At 68.3% G+C, this 19214-nt stretch carries 17 protein-coding genes; 5 read left to right on the top strand and 12 right to left on the bottom strand.

From position 1 onward, the window contains the following. Window positions 1-162: 162 nt before the first annotated feature. The 11 genes from groL to DIE04_RS10985 all read right to left on the bottom strand — a co-directional run bounded on the left by groL (window position 163) and on the right by DIE04_RS10985 (window position 11069). Window positions 163-1803: a chaperonin GroEL gene (gene groL / locus DIE04_RS10930; protein WP_044846298.1), complete on the bottom strand. Its 1641-nt coding sequence runs from the start codon at window positions 1801-1803 to the stop codon at window positions 163-165. Window positions 1804-1849: 46 nt separating this feature from the next. After that, window positions 1850-2143: a co-chaperone GroES gene (groES, locus tag DIE04_RS10935; RefSeq protein WP_014897904.1), complete on the bottom strand. Its 294-nt coding sequence runs from the start codon at window positions 2141-2143 to the stop codon at window positions 1850-1852. Between the two features lie 373 nt (window positions 2144-2516). After that, window positions 2517-3026, bottom strand: coding sequence for an SRPBCC family protein (locus tag DIE04_RS10940; protein ID WP_124488740.1), 510 nt, complete (start codon window positions 3024-3026; stop codon window positions 2517-2519). A gap of 33 nt (window positions 3027-3059) precedes the next feature. After that, window positions 3060-3692 carry a DUF1571 domain-containing protein gene (locus DIE04_RS10945; RefSeq protein ID WP_124522837.1) on the bottom strand — a complete coding sequence of 211 codons (633 nt, stop codon included), beginning with the start codon at window positions 3690-3692 and terminating at the stop codon, window positions 3060-3062. Further along, window positions 3689-4102: a quinol oxidase gene (locus tag DIE04_RS10950; protein ID WP_124488738.1), complete on the bottom strand. Its 414-nt coding sequence runs from the start codon at window positions 4100-4102 to the stop codon at window positions 3689-3691. Before DIE04_RS10950 ends, DIE04_RS10945 begins: the two co-directional genes overlap by 4 nt. Before the next feature lie 28 nt (window positions 4103-4130). Beyond that, window positions 4131-4916 (bottom strand): anti-sigma factor family protein, encoded by a 786-nt coding sequence (locus DIE04_RS10955; RefSeq protein WP_409333444.1) that lies wholly within the window; start codon window positions 4914-4916, stop codon window positions 4131-4133. Further along, entirely contained in the window at window positions 4916-5431 is a 516-nt protein-coding gene (locus tag DIE04_RS10960; protein WP_044846302.1) for a sigma-70 family RNA polymerase sigma factor, read from the bottom strand. Before DIE04_RS10960 ends, DIE04_RS10955 begins: the two co-directional genes overlap by 1 nt. A 46-nt stretch (window positions 5432-5477) precedes the next feature. Next, window positions 5478-5837 carry a hypothetical protein gene (locus DIE04_RS10965; RefSeq protein ID WP_124488735.1) on the bottom strand — a complete coding sequence of 120 codons (360 nt, stop codon included), beginning with the start codon at window positions 5835-5837 and terminating at the stop codon, window positions 5478-5480. A gap of 276 nt (window positions 5838-6113) precedes the next feature. Next, a complete protein-coding gene (locus DIE04_RS10970) occupies window positions 6114-8498 on the bottom strand; it encodes a hypothetical protein (RefSeq protein ID WP_124523362.1) in 2385 nt (794 codons plus the stop codon). A gap of 479 nt (window positions 8499-8977) precedes the next feature. Beyond that, window positions 8978-10222: an FAD-binding oxidoreductase gene (locus tag DIE04_RS10980; protein ID WP_124523364.1), complete on the bottom strand. Its 1245-nt coding sequence runs from the start codon at window positions 10220-10222 to the stop codon at window positions 8978-8980. Between the two features lie 67 nt (window positions 10223-10289). Continuing rightward, window positions 10290-11069 carry an ABC transporter substrate-binding protein gene (locus DIE04_RS10985; RefSeq protein ID WP_124522832.1) on the bottom strand — a complete coding sequence of 260 codons (780 nt, stop codon included), beginning with the start codon at window positions 11067-11069 and terminating at the stop codon, window positions 10290-10292. A 380-nt stretch (window positions 11070-11449) separates the two neighbouring features. Between DIE04_RS10985 and DIE04_RS10990 the strand changes: the two genes are divergently transcribed. The 5 genes from DIE04_RS10990 to DIE04_RS11010 all read left to right on the top strand — a co-directional run bounded on the left by DIE04_RS10990 (window position 11450) and on the right by DIE04_RS11010 (window position 16852). Then, complete coding sequence (locus DIE04_RS10990; RefSeq protein ID WP_044844133.1) at window positions 11450-12412, top strand: ornithine cyclodeaminase family protein; 963 nt, start codon at window positions 11450-11452, stop codon at window positions 12410-12412. Next, window positions 12409-13203: a transcriptional regulator gene (locus DIE04_RS10995; protein WP_124488731.1), complete on the top strand. Its 795-nt coding sequence runs from the start codon at window positions 12409-12411 to the stop codon at window positions 13201-13203. Before DIE04_RS10990 ends, DIE04_RS10995 begins: the two co-directional genes overlap by 4 nt. 281 nt (window positions 13204-13484) lie before the next feature. Continuing rightward, on the top strand, window positions 13485-14219 hold the full coding sequence (locus DIE04_RS11000) for a DsbA family oxidoreductase (RefSeq protein WP_124488730.1): 735 nt from the start codon (window positions 13485-13487) through the stop codon (window positions 14217-14219). Between the two features lie 126 nt (window positions 14220-14345). After that, window positions 14346-15785: a DHA2 family efflux MFS transporter permease subunit gene (locus DIE04_RS11005; protein WP_124488729.1), complete on the top strand. Its 1440-nt coding sequence runs from the start codon at window positions 14346-14348 to the stop codon at window positions 15783-15785. Between the two features lie 278 nt (window positions 15786-16063). Then, window positions 16064-16852, top strand: coding sequence for a sulfite exporter TauE/SafE family protein (locus DIE04_RS11010; protein WP_044844146.1), 789 nt, complete (start codon window positions 16064-16066; stop codon window positions 16850-16852). A 377-nt stretch (window positions 16853-17229) separates the two neighbouring features. Here the strand turns inward: DIE04_RS11010 and DIE04_RS11015 are convergent, their stop codons facing one another. Continuing rightward, on the bottom strand, window positions 17230-19065 hold the full coding sequence (locus DIE04_RS11015; protein ID WP_124488728.1) for a S10 family peptidase: 1836 nt from the start codon (window positions 19063-19065) through the stop codon (window positions 17230-17232). Window positions 19066-19214: the final 149 nt, after the last annotated feature.

Below are 19214 nucleotides of genomic sequence, written 5' to 3' on the forward strand. Positions count from 1 at the left end.
GCCGTTGCACGTGGCTCACCCTCGCGCGGGGGCGGCAGGTCCGCCCGCGAATGTCCGCCCCTTTTTGCGCGCACATAAAAAAAGACCCGCATCGCTGCGGGTCTTTTTCTTTGGCTGGAGCGCGCATCGCTGCGCGCCCCGGACACCATCGACCGAAGTCGATTACATGTCCATGCCCATGCCGCCCATGCCGCCCGGCATGCCGCCCGGCATCGGTGCGTCTTCCTTCGGCAGTTCTGCGACAGCTGCGTCCGTCGTCAGCAGCAGGCCTGCAACCGAAGCTGCGTTCTGCAGCGCGGTGCGCGTGACCTTGGTCGGGTCGACGACGCCGGCTTCAACCATGTCGACGTACTCGCCCGTTGCTGCGTTGTAGCCGTAGTTGCCCGTGCCTGCAGCCACTGCCGCCACCACGACGCTCGCTTCTTCGCCGCCGTTCGTGACGATCTGGCGCAGTGGCTCTTCCATTGCGCGCAGCACGATCTTGATGCCGGCGTTCTGGTCGGCGTTCGCGCCGGTCAGGCCTGCGATCGCGGTGCGAGCGCGGATCAGCGCAACGCCGCCGCCTGCCACGATGCCTTCTTCCACAGCTGCGCGCGTTGCGTGCAGTGCGTCTTCGACACGTGCCTTCTTTTCCTTCATTTCGACTTCGGTCGCAGCACCGACCTTGATCACTGCCACGCCGCCGGCCAGCTTGGCCACGCGCTCTTGCAGCTTTTCACGGTCGTAGTCCGACGTCGCTTCTTCGATTTGCGTGCGAACTTGCTTGACGCGCGCTTCGATGTTCACGGCTTCGCCTGCGCCGTCGATGATCGTCGTGTTTTCCTTGCCCACTTCGATGCGCTTCGCCTGGCCCAGTTCTGCCAGCGTTGCCTTCTCGAGCGTCAGGCCGGTTTCTTCCGCGACGACTTGACCGCCGGTCAGGATCGCGATGTCTTCCAGCATCGCCTTGCGACGATCGCCGAAGCCCGGCGCCTTGACCGCAACGGTCTTCAGGATGCCGCGGATGTTGTTGACGACCAGCGTTGCGAGCGCTTCGCCTTCGACGTCTTCTGCGATGATCAGCAGCGGACGGCCAGCCTTCGCGACTTGCTCGAGCACCGGCAGCAGATCACGGATGTTCGACACCTTCTTGTCGTGCAGCAGCACGAACGGGTTGTCGAGGACGGCGACTTGCTTGTCCGGGTTGTTGATGAAGTACGGCGACAGGTAGCCGCGGTCGAACTGCATGCCTTCGACGACGTCGAGTTCGTCAGCCAGCGACTTGCCGTCTTCGACGGTGATCACGCCTTCCTTGCCGACCTTGTCCATCGCTTCAGCGATGCGATCGCCGATCGACGTGTCGCTGTTCGCCGAGATCGAGCCGACCTGTGCGATTTCCTTGTTCGTCGTGCACGGCTTGCTGATCTTCTTCAGCTCTTCGACAGCCGCTGCGACTGCCTTGTCGATGCCGCGCTTCAGGTCCATCGGGTTCATGCCCGATGCGACGTACTTCATGCCTTCGCGAACGATCGATTGCGCGAGGACGGTTGCCGTCGTCGTGCCGTCGCCTGCGTTGTCGCTGGTCTTGGAAGCGACTTCCTTGACCATTTGCGCGCCCATGTTCTGGAGCTTGTCCTTCAGCTCGATTTCCTTCGCGACCGACACACCGTCCTTGGTGACCGTCGGGCCGCCGAAGCTGCGCTCGAGCACGACGTTGCGGCCCTTCGGACCCAGCGTGACCTTGACTGCGTTGGCGAGAATGTTCACGCCTTCGACCATCTTCGAACGGGCGGAATCGCCGAATACGACGTCTTTAGCTGCCATCTTCTAACTCCTTGAATTCTTGGGAATATGTACCGTCGGTGGACGCTTACTGCGCGTTGACCACGGCCATGATGTCTTCTTCGCGCATGACCAGCAGTTCCTGGCCGTCGACCTTGACGGTCTGACCAGCGTACTTGCCGAACAGCACGCGATCGCCGACCTTCACGTCGAGCGCGATCGCCGCGCCCTTGTCGTCGCGCTTGCCCGGGCCGACCGCGAGGATCTCGCCTTGATCCGGCTTCTCAGCAGCAGCTTCGGGGATCACGATGCCCGAGGCGGTCTTGGTTTCCTGATCCAGGCGCTTGACGATCACGCGATCGTGCAAAGGACGAAGGTTCATATTCACTCCTCTCTTGACTGAGATTGAAGAACGCTTAGGGAATCTGCCCGGCGGGTCGCCCGGCAGAGAATTGTTAGCACTCTCGTGCAGCGAGTGCTAATTATATGGACGGGTTTTGACAAATTCAAGAAGGGGAGCGGGAGGTTTTTTCGTGCGGGGCGGAACGGCGGAAAAACGGGGATAAATCAAAAAAGGCCATTCAAAACAATCACATACACATCAACCTCGCACACCGGGAGCGGACGAGGATACGGGATATCCCGACCATCGCCCCAATTTGACACGGGGCAGGCACCGAGTTCCCGCGGTCGTCCGGTATCGCATGAAAAGGGCCGCTCGGACGCCAACGAGGCCGGGACAGACCGCGAGATCGTCACATGTCCGGACAGCCGGCGACCGGCTGGAACGTCCGGCCGTCGGTCTCGACCGTCGCGCCCAGCCGGCGCGCGAGCCCTTTCGCGCCTTCGCGCATCACGACGTCGTGATTCCAGGCGAACAGCGGGCGCGCGACCGGCTCCAGCCAGTTCATCCAGCGCTCGCGCGTGCGGATGTGCCAGTCGTAACGCACGACGGTGCGCGTGCCGTCGCCGGCGAACGACCAGCAGCCGTCGCCTTCGATCGCGCCGCTCGCGCGGCCTTCGAGCGCATGCAGCCGCTCGACGCGCAGCACGCGCATGTCGAAGGTCAGCCGGTACGGCAACGCGCCTTTCCACGTGTAGCGCTGCAGCGCGCCGACGCCGCGCGCATCGCCGGGTTCGATCTCGACGGTCCGCACGGCGCTCTTCCACCAGTCGGGCCAGCGATCGACCTGGTAGATCGCGTCCCAGACCGCCGCGAGCGGCGCGTCCACGCGCCACGTCGTCGAAAACCGGTATTCCGCCATGCTGCCTCCGGCATGAGTCGTCGGGATCAGGAATCAGGGGGAGAAAAAGCGGGCGGGAAACGCGACGTCGATCTCGACGTCGTCGAGCGTGACCGTCTCGAGCGGCGCGCCGTCGTCGTCCGCGAAGCTGACCACCTTCAGCGGAAAGCCGTCCTCGGTGTCCAGCCACAGACGATAGCGATGCACGCCGTCGACCACGTGCGCGGGTGCGCCCGTCACCGACACGCGCAGCGTGGTGCGGCCGCCGACGGTTTCCTGGCCCTCCGTCACCGTCGCACCGCCCTGCTGCAGCGCATGCACGTTGCGCAGCAGCACGCCGACGTCCGACCGGTCGACGCGATGGCCGCTGCGATTGCGCAGGAGCGGATTGGACGGCGACAGCGTCAACGCGGGCAGCGCATGCTCGCCGAACGGGCGCAGCCGGACCTTGCCGTCGCCGGGATCGTACGCGAGCACCGCGCCGTGATGCGGCGACACGAAGTCCATCCGGACGAAACCGGGTTTCAGGTACGCATAGTGGAATTCGGCGTGCTCGCCGCTTCGCGCCGACGAGCGGATCGTCGCGCGGTACGAGTGGACCTGGTCGAAATGCGTCTGCGCGACGGTCACGGGATCGGCTGTCATGCTCGCTCCTATCAGGCTCGCGGCCAGCAACGCGGCGATCACGGCGCCGCCTCGACGTCGAGCACGCCTTCCATTCCGCGCTCGCGATGACTGCGCAAGAACAGCAGCCGATGCGTGCAATAGTAGGCGAAGCGGCCGGGCGTCGTTGGCGTGAAGCGCAACGTGCGCGGCGTCGTGCCGAGTTCGGTGCGCACCGCGATGCCGGCCTGCGGCGCGTCGATCGCGAAACTGTGCGGCACGACGCCCGGTTCGGCCGATACGGTCAGTTCCACCGGCACGTGCGCGCGGACGATCACGTGGTTCGGGCGAAAGAAATAGCTGCCGCCGACGATCGCCACCCGCTGCACGCCGTCGGCGTCGACCGGCACGCGCACCGGGGCATCGCCGTCCGCCCGCGCGAGCCCGGCGCATGCCGCGAGCGCCACCGTCACCATCGCCACCTTTGCGTTCATCATTGGCTCCCTGCGGATGCCGCGTGCATCACCCCTTCCACGCGTCGGTCGGCCCGCCGAGCGCGCCGCATGCCTCGATCGCGAGTTCGCGCAGGCGTCGTTCGTCGGCGCGCCCGGAGAGCGCAAAACCCATGCCGCGATCCGACCAGAAATACGTATGGCGGCCGTCGGCCGACATCGCCTGGGGCGCGAAGCGCCGCGCGTCGTAGGCCGTCATGTAGAGCGTCACGCGCTTGCCGTCCGCGCGCTGGTACATGAGTTGCGCCGCCGGCCCCGCGTCGCCCGGCAGCAGCCGGCCGCCCAGCAATGCATAGCCGTATTCGTCGAGCGACGGCGCGCGCACGGGCCGCCCGAGATGCGCGGACAGCCACGCGGCAAGGCGCGCCGGATCGCGTGCGTCGACCTCGACCGGATGCTCCCGCTCGGCCGCGTACACGGCGTAAGCGACGTCCGCGCGTGCGGCGAATGCCGGCTCGGCGCCGAACGTCGTCCAGCCCGCGTGCAGCGCGATGCCGATCACCAGCCCGGCCGCCAGCCCCGCGAACGCATAGGCAAGGCCACGCCAGCGCGGCGCGCGCCGCTGCACGAACAGCGCGGGTGCGGCAGCCGGCAGCGGGAACAGCGCGTGCAACGCATCGCGCTGCGCGCCGTAATGCGCGAACCGGTCGGCCTCCCGCGGATCGGACCGCAGCCGCTCGAGCACCTCGCGGCGCTCCTGCCCGGACAGCTCGCCGTCGAGCAGCGCCGACAGCAGCTGGGCCGACACGGCATCGTCCCGATCGTTCGAAGGTTTGCGCGGATCGTCGTCGTCCATCATGTCTTCCCGATCACCCGTAACGCGGCCGCGCCGTGCGCCGGCGGCTCGCCGGACAACAGCGCACGCATCTGTTCACGCGCCCGTGACAGCCGCGACATCACAGTCCCCACCGGCACGCCGAGCACCTGTGCGGCGTCGCGGTAACTCAGCTCCTCGAGCGCCACCAGCAGCAGCACCTCGCGCTGCTCGACCGGCAGCCGGTACAGCGCGCGCTGCACGTCGCGCAGCAGCAGGCCGCCGATCTCGTCGTTCGGCGCGGCCATCGTCTGCCACGGCGCGGTCGCATCGTCGACCGCGATCTCGCGCCGCGCGCGCAACTGGTCGATGAAGCGGTGGCGCAGCAGCGTCAGCAGCCACGCGCGCAGGTTGCCGCCGTCACGCGGCGGCCGGTTCAGCGCGCGTTCCAGCGTGTCCTGCACGAGATCGTCCGCCCAGGCCCGATCGCCCGTCAGCGCGCGCGCATAACGGGTGAGATGCGGCAGCCACACCAGCAGGTCCGATTCGTAGCTCATCCGGATGCCTTGCGCGTCGCCGCGCCGTCAGCCCGTCAGTCCGTTCTCATGGGCGCGCGACGTGCCACATGCCGCCGACGCCGTCACCGCCCGCGTCACCGGCCTTGTGGTCCATCTTCCAGCGGTACAGCGGACGGCCGCGGTACGCCCATTGCTTCTTGCCGTCGTCGCGCGTGACGAGGCTCAGTGCGCCCGACGCCTTGTCGTATCCGTCGGCGAGCGCAGGCGGCCAGTTGGCCGCGCAGGTGCCGGTGCACGTGCTCTTGCCCGGCGCGTCGTGATCGAACACGTACAGCGTCATGTGATCTTCGTCGACCAGTTTCCCGTCACCGGCCTGCGGCGGCTCGGCGGCCGCGGGCCGCACGATCGCGGCCATCAGCGCGATGGCGAACAGCATCGTCTTCATTCCCGTTCTCCTTGGCATGGCATCGCGGCACGGCGGCGCCGGACGGGACGTCGACTACGTCATGACCATTATCCCGCTGTCCGGCTGCGCCGCGACTCGGTAAGTAAACGGACGAATCCGGCCGGTTATTCCATTCCGCCCCGCAATTCAGTGCCATTCCTCCCGTGAGACAGACCGGGAACCCAAAAAAAACGCGGCATGACATTGCTGTCATGCCGCGTTGTGCGACCCGTTGCGCGCGGCAGGCGATGAACCGTCGCCGCGCGCGCCGGCCGGTTACCTCGGCAATGCGCCCGTCACCGCCTGCAGCAGCGTCGACACCGGTGCGAGCGGATTGTTCGCCGAGTTGTTGCCCGAGTGCGGCGTGACCGACAGGCTCGGCGTGGAACCCAGCGCCGTGCCCAGCGTCGTGCCGGCCGCATTGACGACCGTCGCCGTCGCGTTGCCGCCCGTCGACAGCAGCGAACCGGCTGCCCCCGCCGTGCTGCCCGCCGCGCTCGCGCCCGAGCCGAGCAGGCTGCCGCCCGCTGCAGCCGTCGAACCGGCCGCGCCCGACAACGCGCCGGCCGCCTGCCCGAGGGCCGCCGGACCGTTCGCCAGGGCACCCGTCACCGAACCGAGCGCACCGGTCAGCGCGGCGGCCGGGTTGCTGCCGCCGGTCAGGCCGCTGACGAGGTTCGTGATCGGCGCGATCGGGCTGCTGCCGCCTGCGCCCGACAGGGTGCCGACGACCTGGTTCACGACGCCCTGCACCGGCGCCAGCGGGTTCGTGCCGCCGAGGCTGCCGAGTGCGCCCGTCACCGAACTGACCGCGTTGCTCAGTGCGCCGGCCGGGTTGCTGCCGCCGAGCGTACCGACCACCTGGTTCACGACGCCCTGTACCGGGGCCAGCGGGTTCGTGCCGCCGAGGTTGCCGAGTGCGCCCGTGACCGAGCTGACCGCGTTGCCCAGTGCGCCGGCCGGGTTGCTGCCGCCGAGCGTGCCGACGACCTGGTTCACGACGCCCTGTAGCGGCGCCAGCGGGTTCGTGCCGCCGAGGTTGCCGAGTGCGCCCGTGACCGAGTTGACCGCGTTGCCCAGTGCGCCGGCCGGGTTGCCGCCCGTCGGCAGCGCGTTTTGCAGGCCGCTGACGAGGTTCGTGATCGGCGCGATCGGGCTGCCGCCGCCGGCGCCCGATAGCGTGCCGACGACCTGGTTCACGACGCCTTGTACCGGCGCCAGCGGGTTCGTGCCGCCGAGGCTGCCGAGCGCGCCCGTCACCGAGTTCACAGCGTCCGTCAGTGCGCTGGCCGGGTTGCCATTGCCGAGCGTGCCGGCGAGTTGCGTGACGGCGCCTTGCACCGGGGCCAGCGGGCTCGACGCGCCACCGATGTTGCCGAGCGTACCCGTGATCGTATTGACCGCGTTGCTCAGCGCACCAGCCGGATTGCCGCTGCCCAGCGTGCCCGTGACCTGGTCGACGACGTTCTGGATCGGCGCCAGCGGGTTCGTGCCGCCAACGTTGCCGAGTGCACCCGTCACCGTGCCGAGGGCGCCGGTCAGTGCGCCGGCCGGGTTGCCACCGCCGACGTTGCCGAGCGCACCCGTCACCGTGCCGAGGGCGCCGGTCAGCGCGCCGGCCGGGTTGCCGCCGCCGACGTTGCCGAGTGCACCCGTCACCGTGCCGAGAGCACCGGTCAGTGCGCCGGCCGGGTTGCCGCCGCCGACGTTGCCGAGCGCACCCGTCACCGTGCCGAGAGCGCCGGTCAGTGCGCCGGCCGGGTTGCCGCCGCCGACGCTGCCGAGCGCACCCGTCACCGTGCCGAGGGCGCCGGTCAGTGCGCCGGCCGGGTTGCCGCCGCCAAGCGCACCCGTTACTTGATTCACCACGCCCTGAACCGGCGCCAGCGGATTCGCGCCGCCGCCGACGTTGCCCAGTGCGCCCGTCACCGTACCGATTCCGTTACTCAGCGTACCCGTCGCCGTATTGAGCGCGCCGGTCAGCGCGCCGGCCGGGTTGCCACCACCGAGCGCCCCTGTCACTTGATTGACGACACCTTGAACCGGTGCCAGCGGATTCGACCCGCCACCGACGTTACCCAGCGCACCCGTGACCGTACCGAGGGCGCCGGTCAGCGCGCCGGCCGGGTTGCCACCACCGAGCGCCCCCGTCACTTGATTGACGACACCTTGAACCGGCGCCAGCGGATTCGCACCGCCGCCGACGTTACCCAGCCCGCCCGTCACCGTGCCGACCGCATTGCTCAACGTCCCCGTCGCCGTATTCAGCGCGCCGCTCAACGCACCGGCCGGGTTGCCGCCACCGAGCGCTCCCGTCACCTGGTTCACCACGCCTTGTACCGGCGCGAGGGGCGTCACCGCGCCGCCACCGCCGCCGAGCGCGCCCTGCAGCGCGTTCACCGCGCCCGACAACGCCTGCGCCGGATTGCCCAGCGACGTCTGAATCGCGCCGGCCCCACCCGTCGCAACGGTGACCGAACCCAGCGGCGACGTGCCGGTCGCGGCCAACCCGATCGATACGCTGTTGGTCGGCGGATTCACGACGACTTGCGGAATCGGCAGCGCATCGAGCGGCCCGGCGACAGCCGAACCGGAAACCAGTACCCCGAACACCGTCGTGACCGACAGCGCCACGCCCGTCAATTTAAAGTTTTGTCTCATCCTTACCCCATCTCGTTGGCACTACGTTGATAAAGCATGGGGATCGATTGCACGAAGTGTGCCATCCGGATAAAACGGATTGATTCGTTGGCCTATTGCAAGCCAATAACGGTTTTATATGGATTTCCGGGTAAATAAACGGGTCGCGCAGCCGCAATCATCTGACGATAAATGTGTCGGGAGCGCGGATGTAACGTAACGTTTGCGAGGCCGGAAGTAACGTGTTCCGGTACATCCCGGGTCACATCGGAACGTCCGTTGCGAAACGTCGCCGGATGGCCCGGACGGACCGCCTGCTTCGCATTTCATCTTCATGAAATTGCATTAATAAATCGCGTGTTTTCTGTTTTGCTTATTTCGCGATTTCTTTCCGGTCAATTGCGCAGATCATTTCCGGCTGCAAGACTTCACTCAATACGGACAGCCGAATGAAAAACTGTGACGGCCGCACACGCGGCGGCCGTCGTATCGCAACGGGTTCAGCCGAAGCGCGCGGGCCGGTACGGATGGGGATCGATGAAGGTCGGCGCGCCCGTCATCATCTCGGCGAGCAGACGCCCGGTCGCGGGGCCGAGCGTGAGCCCGTGGTGACAGTGCCCGAACGCGAACCACAGATGACGATGGCGCGGCGCAGGCCCGATCACGGGCCGCATGTCGGGCGTGCACGGCCGCATCCCGAGCCACGGCGCCGGATCGAGCCGCTCGCCGATGCCGAACGCGTCGCGCGCCAGCGGCTCTGCCCGTGCGAGCTGCACGCCGGTCGGCGGCGCGCCGCGCAACGCGATCTCGACGCCGGTCGTGAGCCGCAGGCGGCCGCCTTCCATCGGCGCGACGACGAAACCCTCCTCGGTATCGCACACGGGCACGTTCAGCGACGCGCGGGTCGGCCGGTAATGCATGTGATAGCCGCGCTTCGCGCGCAGCGGAATCCGGTAGCCGAGCGGCGCGAACACGTGATCGGACCACGGCCCGAGCGCAACCACGGCCGAACGGGCCGCAATCGGCCCGTGCTCGGTATCGACCTGCCAGCCGTCGCGCACCTGCGCGAGCGTCGTCGCGTCGCCGCGTACGAACGTGCCGCCGTCGTGCTCGAACAGCCGCGCGTACGCCTTCGTGAGGCCGCCGGGGCTCGACACCGTCTTCGGGTCCTGCCAGTGGAATGCGCCGCAGAACGCGTCGCCGATGCCGGGCTCGCGTTCGCGCAACGCGCGCGCGTCGAGCACACTCATCCGCAACCCGTGCGCGTCGGCCACCCGCTGCTGCGCGCGCGTTTCCGCGTCGAACAGCGCGGGCGAACGGAATGCCTCGATCCACCCGCCGTCATGCACGAGCGGCTGCGCGTCGGTGCGCGCGAGCAGCGCGTCGTGCTCGACGACGCTCGCCGCGACGAGCGGCAGCATGTCGCGTGCGGCGGCCGCGAGCCGCTGCGGCGACGATTCGCGCCAGAAACGCGCAAGCCAGCCCGCGTACGCGGGCAATGCTTTGTAGTCCCAATAGAGATCGACCGAGCGGTTGCGTGCGTAGCGCAGCAGCGTGCCGAGCCGGCGCGGGAACGCGTACGGCACGACCGACGAGCGCTCGATCAGCCCCGCATTGCCATGGCTCGTTTCCTCGCCGGGCGCGCGCCGGTCGACGAGCGCGACACGCAGCCCGCGATCCTGCAGATGCAGCGCCGACGACACGCCGACGATGCCGGCCCCCAGAACGATGACGTCGAAATCCATGCTTCCCCGTACTGCGTCGAGATTCGGTGCGACGCGCGCCGGCACCGCGGCCGGCGCGCGGCCTGGCTTACTTCGCGACGATGTCGCGCTTGAAATACTTCTGCGACAGCGCGCTCAGCGTGCCGTCCTTCTTCAGCGCGTCGAGCGCGCCGACGATCTTCGCCTGCAGCGCCTTGTCGCCCTTGCGCAACCCGAAGCCGGTGCCTTCGCCGAGCGTCGCGGGATCCTTCAGCGGCTCGCCGACGATCTGGTAGTCGCGGCCGGCCGGCTTGTCGAGGAAACCGTCCTGCGCGGTCTGCGCTTCCTGCACGGCCGCGTCGAGACGACCGGCGACGAGATCGGCATAGATCTGGTCCTGGTCCTGATACGACACGACGTCCACGCCCGCATTGGCCCAGTGCGCCTTCAGGAAATCCTCCTGCGACGAGCCCTGCAGCACGCCGACGTGCTTGCCGCGCAGGCTCGCGGCATCGGGCCGCAGCGGCGAGCCGCGGTGCGCGACCATCACGATCGGCACCACGTAGATCGCCGGCGTGAAATCGATGCTCTGCTTGCGCTTCGCGGTGATGTTCATCGCCGAATTGATCGCGTCGAACTTGCGCGCCTGCAGCGCCGGGATCAGCCCGTCGAACGCATTCTCGACCCACACGCACTTCATGTTCAGCTTCGCGCAGACGGCATTGCCGACGTCGACGTCGAAACCCTGCAGCTGGCCGGCCGGCGTCTTGCTCTCGAACGGCGGATAGGCGGCTTCGATCCCGAAGCGCAGCGTGGTCTGTTCCGCGTGGGCGGTGACGGCCGCGCACGCAAGCGCCGCGACGGCGCAGAGGGAAAGCTTCCAGTTCATGACGATGTCCTTCGATTCCGGATTGAGGCGATGAAGACCGTTCGCGCGACGCCGTCGCCGGGCGCCGGATCGGCATGCGATGCATGCCGGCCGCCGGGCGGCAACATGCCGGTCCGCATGTGAAATATAGACTCTTAGTCTACTATAGACTATAGGGGATACGATAATCGCGGCCTCGCTGCTGCCCATCGAGATTCCGTCGATTACACAAAATGCCTTTGATTCATCGATGTTTTTTCGACTGACAGCGGCTCGGGCCTGTCCTGAAAAGAAAAATTCACCCGACTTCTTTTGTCTATATTAGACTTTTAATCCATCACGAACACCGCCGGACGCCCGCTTTCGAGACTGTCCTGTCCGGCCCCGACCGGAGAAGTTCCATGACGCAACCCGCCCCGACCCTGCCGCTGACCGTCGACGAAGCCGCGGTGCGCGCGGCGCTGCCGTCGCTCGACGTGCTCGGCACGCTGCGCCGCATGTTCGCGTCGCTCGCATCGGCCCGCGCGGTGCAGCCGCCGCAAACCCTCACGCTGTTCCCCGAGCAGGCCGGCGATTTCATCACGTATCTCGGCGCACTCGCCGACGAGCAAGTGTTCGGCGCGAAGCTGTCGCCATACGTCGTGACGGGCGGCAAACCGATCGTCACGGCGTGGACCGCGCTGATGTCGATGCGCACCGGCCAGCCGCTGATGTGGTGCGACGCGGGGCTGCTGACGGTCGAGCGCACGGCCGGCACGACGGCGCTCGCGGTCGACTGCCTCGCGCCGCGCGATGCGCGCCGGCTCGCCGTGATCGGCGCGGGCGCGGTGGGCCTCGCACATCTGCGCCATACGGCGGCATTGCGCGACTGGGCATCGATCAGCGTCCATTCGCCCGCGCTCGCCGGCGACCCGGCGCTGCAGGCGACGCTCGCGCGGATCGATCCGCGCGCCCGTGCGGCCGCCAGCGTCGAGGCGTGCGTGCGCGACGCGGACGTCGTGATGCTGTGCACGTCGTCGGGCACGCCGGTGCTCGCCGACGGCATGCTCACGCGCCCCGCGCTCGTCACCTCGATCAGCACCAACGTCGCGCGCGCGCACGAGATCCCGCCCGCATGGTTGCCCGACATGGACGTGTACTGTGACTACCGGCACACGACGCCCGCGAGCGCGGGCGAGATGCAGATCGCGGCGGCCGGGCACGGCTGGACGCCGGAGCGGATCGTCGGCGACCTGCCCGCGCTCGTCGCAGGCACCTGCGCGGCGCCGTCGCGCACGCGTCACGCGTTCTTCCGCTCGATCGGCCTCGGGCTCGAGGACATCGCGATCGCACACGCGCTGTACATGCATCTGACGCGCGCATGAGCGGCACGCGCACGCGGGGCCGATACAATGGCGCAACCGCCGCGGCGGCAGCGCGGGGGCGCACGGGCGAGCCGGTGGACGGCACGCCGGCGCGCCGTGCCGACGCACCGCCCGGCTCCCGCTCACCCGAGATGGCGATTCCGATGCGCAAGAAGCAATCCCCCGTCAAAGACCTGCTGCTCACCCGCTACGCACCGATCGCCGACGGCATCGCGGCGCTGTTCTTCCCGTACGCGGAAGTCGTGATCCACGACCTGCACGACCAGACCGTGCTGTACCTCGCGAACAACCTGTCGAAGCGCGAGGTCGGCGACGATTCGGCGCTCGAGGAAATCGATCATTCGGCGCGCGAGCGCGTGATCGGCCCGTACGAGAAACTGAACTGGGACGGCCGGCGCATGCGTTGCGTGAGCAACGTGCTGTTCGACGACGAAGGCCGGCCGGCCGGGATGATGTGCATCAACTTCAACATCGCGGTGTTCGACGACGTCCGCGCGACGCTCGACGTGTTCATCAAGGGCGCGGGCATCGTCGCGCAACCGGACGAGCTGTTCCGCGACGACTGGCAGGAGCGCATCAACACGTTCCTGCACGGCTGGCTGCGCGAGCGGCAGGTCGGCCTGAACGGCCTCACGCGCGAGCACCGGCGCGAGCTCGTCGAGGCGCTTTATGCGGAAGGCGCGTTCCGCGGCAAGAGCGCCGCGAACTACGTCGCGAACGTGCTCGGGATGGGGCGCGCGACCGTCTACAAGCACCTGAAGCATCTGAAGGAAACGCAGGGCGACGTGTGAGCGACGTGTGAGCGACGTGTGAGCGACCTGTGCTGCGGGCGTGGTCGCTTGGTCGCTTGGTCGCTTGGTCGCCAAGCTTGCCGCCTTCACCGTTCACCATCACTGACATCAGCCCCGCTACCGGTTCGCGCGGTCCGTGACTATGCTTCGTGATACGTCAGGGGCCGGCCCGTTCCACGCGGGCCAGCCCACGGCGAAGCATCGAAGCGTCGAAGCGTCGAAGCGTCGAAGCACAAAATGCTATAGTCCCGGTTACATTTATTTGCCGCCCCGGACCGCCCATGACGACCACTCCCGCCCCGACTGCCCGCCCGATCCTGACCGTCGAAATCTGGTCCGACCTGATCTGCCCGTGGTGCTGGATCGGCAAGCGCCGCTTCGACGAGGCGCTCGCCGCATTCGCGCACGCGGAGCACGTCGACGTCGCGTTGCGTGCGTACCGGCTGATGCCGGGCCAGCCGGTCGAACCGGTGGAGGCGATGCTCGCGGGCAAGTACCGGATGTCGCCCGCGCAGGTCGACCAGATGTTGCGCCAGGTGACCGACGCGGCAGCGAGCGTCGGGCTGAGCTACGACCTGCCCGGCACGTTCGTCGGCGACACGCTCGACGGCCATCGGCTCGTGAAGCTCGCGGAAGCCACCGGCCGCGCCCATGCGCTGACCGAGCGCCTGTACCGCGCCTATTTCTGCGAGCACGGCTCGCTGTTCGACCATGCGGCGCTGATCGACTTCGCGGTCGAAGCGGGGCTCGAGCGCTCGGCCGTCGAAGCCGTGCTGCGCAGCGATGCATACCGTGACGAAGTCGAGGCCGACATCGCGCGCGCCGCGCAGATCGGCGGACGCGGCGTGCCGCTGTTCGTGTTCGGCGGCCGCTACGCGGTATCGGGCGCGCAGCCGGCCGACGTGTTCGCGCAGGCGCTCGAGCAGGCATGGCGCGACGGCGCCATCGTCGAATTCGCCGGCGACGACGCCGCCGCTTGCGGCCCCGACGGCTGCGAACTCCCGCCGCGCGGATAACGTCCGGCGCCGCGCGACACGCGCTGCCGCTACGCGTCGCTCCTGCCACAAACCGGCAGGAAGCGCACGCGAACGACGTCTACAATTCAGCCTTTCAAATAACTATCAGAGAGAAGGCTGCCAGCCATGACCCACGGGATCCACGGCGAGAAGCGCTGGTACGCGCTGATCGTCCTCTGCCTCGGCGTGCTGATGATCGTGCTCGACAGCACGATCGTAAACGTTGCACTGCCGTCGATCAGCACCGACCTCCATTTCACCGAGACGGCCCTCGTGTGGGTCGTCAACGCCTACCTGCTGACGTTCGGCGGCTGCCTGCTGCTCGGCGGCCGGCTCGGCGACCTGTACGGGCAGCGGCGCATGTTCCTCGCCGGCCTCGTCGTGTTCACGCTCGCGTCGCTCGCCTGCGGCCTCGCGCAATCGCAGACGATGCTGATCGCCGCGCGCGCGGTGCAGGGCTTCGGCGGCGCGATCGTGTCGGCCGTGTCGCTGTCGCTGATCATGAACCTGTTCACCGAGCCGGGCGAACGGGCGCGCGCGATGGGCGTCTACGGTTTCGTCTGCGCGGGCGGCGGCAGCATCGGCGTGCTGCTCGGCGGGCTCTTGACGAGCACGCTGTCGTGGCACTGGATCTTCCTCGTCAACCTGCCGATCGGCATCGCCGTCTATGCGATGTGCGTCGCGCTGCTGCCGCGCCTGCGCGCGCCGGCCGGCGCCGCGCGGCTCGACGTCGCGGGCGCGATCACCGTGACCGCGTCGCTGATGCTCGCGGTCTACGGGATCGTCGGGGGCAACGAGGCCGGCTGGCTGTCTACGCAAACAGTCGTGCTGATCGGCGCGGCCGTCGTGCTGCTCGCGCTGTTCGTCGCGATCGAGGCGCGCGTCGCGCATCCGCTGATGCCGCTCACGCTGTTCGCCGCGCGCAACGTCGCGCTCGCGAACGTGATCGGCGTGCTGTGGGCGGCCGCGATGTTCGCGTGGTTCTTCCTGTCCGCGCTCTACATGCAGCGCGTGCTCGGCTACGGACCGCTGCAGGTCGGGCTCGCGTTCCTGCCGGCGAACCTGATCATGGCCGCGTTCTCGCTCGGGCTGTCGGCGCGGATCGTGATGCGTTTCGGCATCCGCGGCCCGATCGCCGCCGGCCTGCTGATCGCGGCGTGCGGCCTCGCGCTGTTCGCGCGCGCGCCGGCCGACGGCAGCTTCGTCTGGCACGTGCTGCCGGGCATGACGCTGCTCGGCATCGGCGCGGGCGTCGCGTTCAATCCGGTGCTGCTCGCCGCGATGAGCGACGTCGATCCGGCCGATTCGGGGCTCGCGTCGGGCATCGTCAACACCGCGTTCATGATGGGCGGGGCGCTCGGCCTCGCCGTGCTCGCGAGCCTCGCGGCCGCGCGCACCGATGCGCTCGCGGCGGCACACGCCTCGCCGCTCGACGCGCTGAACGGCGGCTACCACGCCGCGTTCGCCGTCGGCGCCGCATTTGCGGCCGCGGCCGGGCTGCTCGGTCTCGCGCTGCGCATCCGCCGCCAGGACGCCGTTGCGGGCGCCGGCCCCGCGATGCATTGACGGCCGTCCGGCCTGAATCGGGGAGAGTTCCGCCCCGCCGCACCCGATGGCCCGCCATCGGCGTCGCAACCCGGCAACGCCGGCACGCCACCCCGCCCGGCCCGGCGCCCGTTCAAACGTTCGTTTGACCCGCCGGGAACGGCCCGTCCGGCGGGCCTTCCCGGCCGATTTTTAACGTAGTCGTACACCGAAGCGCCACTTTTGCGACAATGGCGGACTTTGATGCGCGCGCCGCGGCCGCGCGCCGCCGCCGAACGCCGCATAACCGCCTGCTTCCGATGTCGCTTCCCCATATCGATCTGCTGTACTCCCTGTCCGGCCTGTTCGTCGGCGTTCTCGTCGGCCTGACGGGCGTCGGCGGCGGTTCGCTGATGACGCCGATCCTCGTGCTGCTGTTTGGCGTCCATCCCGCGACGGCGGTCGGCACCGATCTGCTGTACGCGGCCGCGACCAAGGCCACCGGCACCCTCGTCCACGGACTGAAGGGGTCGATCGACTGGCGCATTACCGGCCGGCTCGCGGCCGGCAGCGTCCCGGCCGCGGCCGTCACGCTGTGGCTGCTGCACACGCACGGGATGAACTCGCCCGGCACCGCGCGAATGATCCAGCTGGTGCTCGGCATCGCGCTGCTGCTCACGTCGCTCGCACTGATCTTCCGCCCGCAGTTGACCGCGCTCGCCGCGCGCAACCCGCTCCCGCCGAATCCCGCGCGCACGTTCTGGTCGACCGTGCTGACGGGCGCCGTGCTGGGCGCGCTCGTGTCGATGACGTCGGTCGGCGCCGGCGCGATCGGCGTCACCGTGCTGCTGCTACTGTACCCGCTGCTCGCGACCGCGCGCATCGTCGGCTCCGACATCGCGCACGCGGTGCCGCTCACGCTCGTCGCCGGCATGGGCCACTGGCTGCTCGGCTCGGTCGACTGGTCGATGCTGCTGTCGCTGCTGCTCGGCTCGCTGCCCGGCATCGTGCTCGGCAGCCTGCTGTCGGCGCGCGCGCCCGAGCGGCTGCTGCGCAACCTGCTCGCCTCGACGCTCGTCGCGGTCGGCGTGCGGCTCGTGCTCGCGTAAGCGGCGCGGCTGCCGCCCGCCACGGCAGACACCGCCATCTTCCCGCCCCTGACGGAAGAGATCGGCACGATTTGTCGGTGGAGAATTTCCCTCGATACAGGGGCATGCATCCCCCTTGCGAGGATCAAGCCGCCGCGAATCTCACGCGGACCCGACAACGCCCCGTCGGTCGACGACTCACGGGCACCGTGGAAGCTCACAGCATCGCGAGCCGCATGCGCGATGTGATGCATGACCGGCCAGCACGCGCCGCCGGCTTCCCCCGCCGCAAAAAAACAGCCCGACCGGCCTGCGCCGATCGGGCTGTCGTCCATCCGGGGCCTCGCGAACTCGGGCCGCCCGGCCCACGGCCGGGCAGCGCAAGTCGCTCGCGATCCTTACTGCCCCTGCTGCTTCAACTGTTGCTGCTTCATCTGTTGCGTGCGCGCCTGCAGCTTCAGCACGCGCTGCAGCGCGGTACGGTTTGCGAGGATCCCGTCGTAGAAGTTGCCGAGATCGCCCTTCAGCGCGGTCCGCGACGCGTCGTTCAGGTAAATCATGTGGCCCGACGGATAGTTCTTGATCGTCAGGTTCTGTGCCTTGAGCGTCGGATCGAGCGGCATCTGCGCGAGCGTCAGCTCGGTCTGGTGGAACGGCGTGACCGCATCGAAATAGCCGTTCGCCGACAGCACCTTCAGGTCCGGGTTCACGCTCATCGTCGCCGCGAGATCACCGGCCGTGTACAGCGTATTGCCGCCGCCCCGGTTCGCGCCGGTCGGGTCGGTGTGGCTGAAGTCCCAGTTGTTGAAGACCTGGTCGTTCAGGTCCACGAACGACGACGTCGACGTGTACTTGAGGTCGGTGTTGATGTAGCTGTTCCACAGCACCGTGTACGCGCCGCCGACGTTCGTGATCGACGGATCGTTGCTGCCCGAGTTCGGCAGGATGTACGGCGCGATGCCCTTGCCCGTGAAGTTCGCGCGACCGTCGTACTGGCCGATCTGCGTGCCCGGCACGAGCGTCAGGAAGAACGTGTACGGCGGGTTGTCGTCCGACGACGGCACGTTGCCGAGCGCGGCCGGGTTGCCGAACGTCTGGATCAGCGACGTCGGATCCGTGCCGATGTACGAACCCATCTGCCGCGCGGTCTGCAGGTTCAGGTTCAGCCGCACGTTCACGAAGCCGCCGTCCTGCGGGTTCGGCTTCTGCGCGAGCGGCGCGAGCGTGTTGTCCGCGTAGTTGCGGGCCTGCACCATGTATGCGTCGAGATCGGTCGGCGTCGGGTTGAGCGTCGTCTTCTTCCAGTAGAACGCGTCGGCCGCGAGCGTCGGGAAGGTACCCGGCGCGGACAGCGCATTCGCATAGTCGAGGATCGACGACTGCAGCGTGATCCCGTTCAGGTCGATGCCGTCCTCATGCAGCACCCATGACACGACCGCGCTGCGCGCGGTGCCGTACGACTCGCCGTACAGGAACTTCGGCGAGTTCCAGCGCGAGTACTTGGTCAGGTAGCGCTGGATGAAGCGGTCGATCGAGCGCGCGTCCTGGTCGGTGCCCCAGAAATCCTTGTTCTTCGCCGGGGCGATCGCCGCCGAGTAGCCGGTGCCGACCGGGTTGATGAACACGAGGTCGGTACGGTCGAGCAGGCTGTCCGGGTTGTCGAGCAGCTTGTACGGGGCCGGCGGCGTGAAGTTCGGGAACGACGACTGCAGGCGCTTCGGCCCGTACGAGCCGAGCAGCAGGTAGACCGACGACGAGCCGGGGCCGCCGTTGTAGAAGAACGTGACCGGGCGCGGCTTCGACGGGTCCGGATTGTCCTGCGTGTACGCGACGTAGAACATCTTCGCGTTCGGCGCCGACGTGATCGGGTCGATCGTGGTCAGGTGGCCGGTGGTGGCCGTGTACTGGACGGTCTTGCCGCCGATCGTGACCTGGCGGTGCACGACCGCGGCCCCTTCGGTCGAATCCGTGACCGCGTCGTTCGGCCCGGTGCCGTACACGTCGTTGTCGACGTACGGCTGGTCGGCCGGGACGGCGGCCGTTGCATTGGTGCTGGCCGACGTGCTGCCGTTCGACGTCGTCGCGGCTGCCGCGGTGGCGGCGGTCGGGCCCGCCCCGTCGTCGCCGCCGCATCCCGTGACGAGCAGCGCCGCGGCCGCGGCTGCGGCGAGCGGCACGCTCAGCGTCGTTCCAAATAGCGCGAAACCGTCTTTCAAGGACTTCAGTGTCGTCATTATTGCCTCTCGAACAGAACGATAAATACCGCCGGTCGCAAAGGATCATTTGCGCCGGCGCTCCGCACCGGGAGCGCATTCGTTTTGCGATGCACCCCGAGTTTTTTACCGCATCGGCGAATACCGACCGGCATGATTTACCCCACCCA

The organism is Burkholderia sp. Bp8994, assembly GCF_003853805.1.
Classification (GTDB): Bacteria; Pseudomonadota; Gammaproteobacteria; order Burkholderiales; family Burkholderiaceae; genus Burkholderia.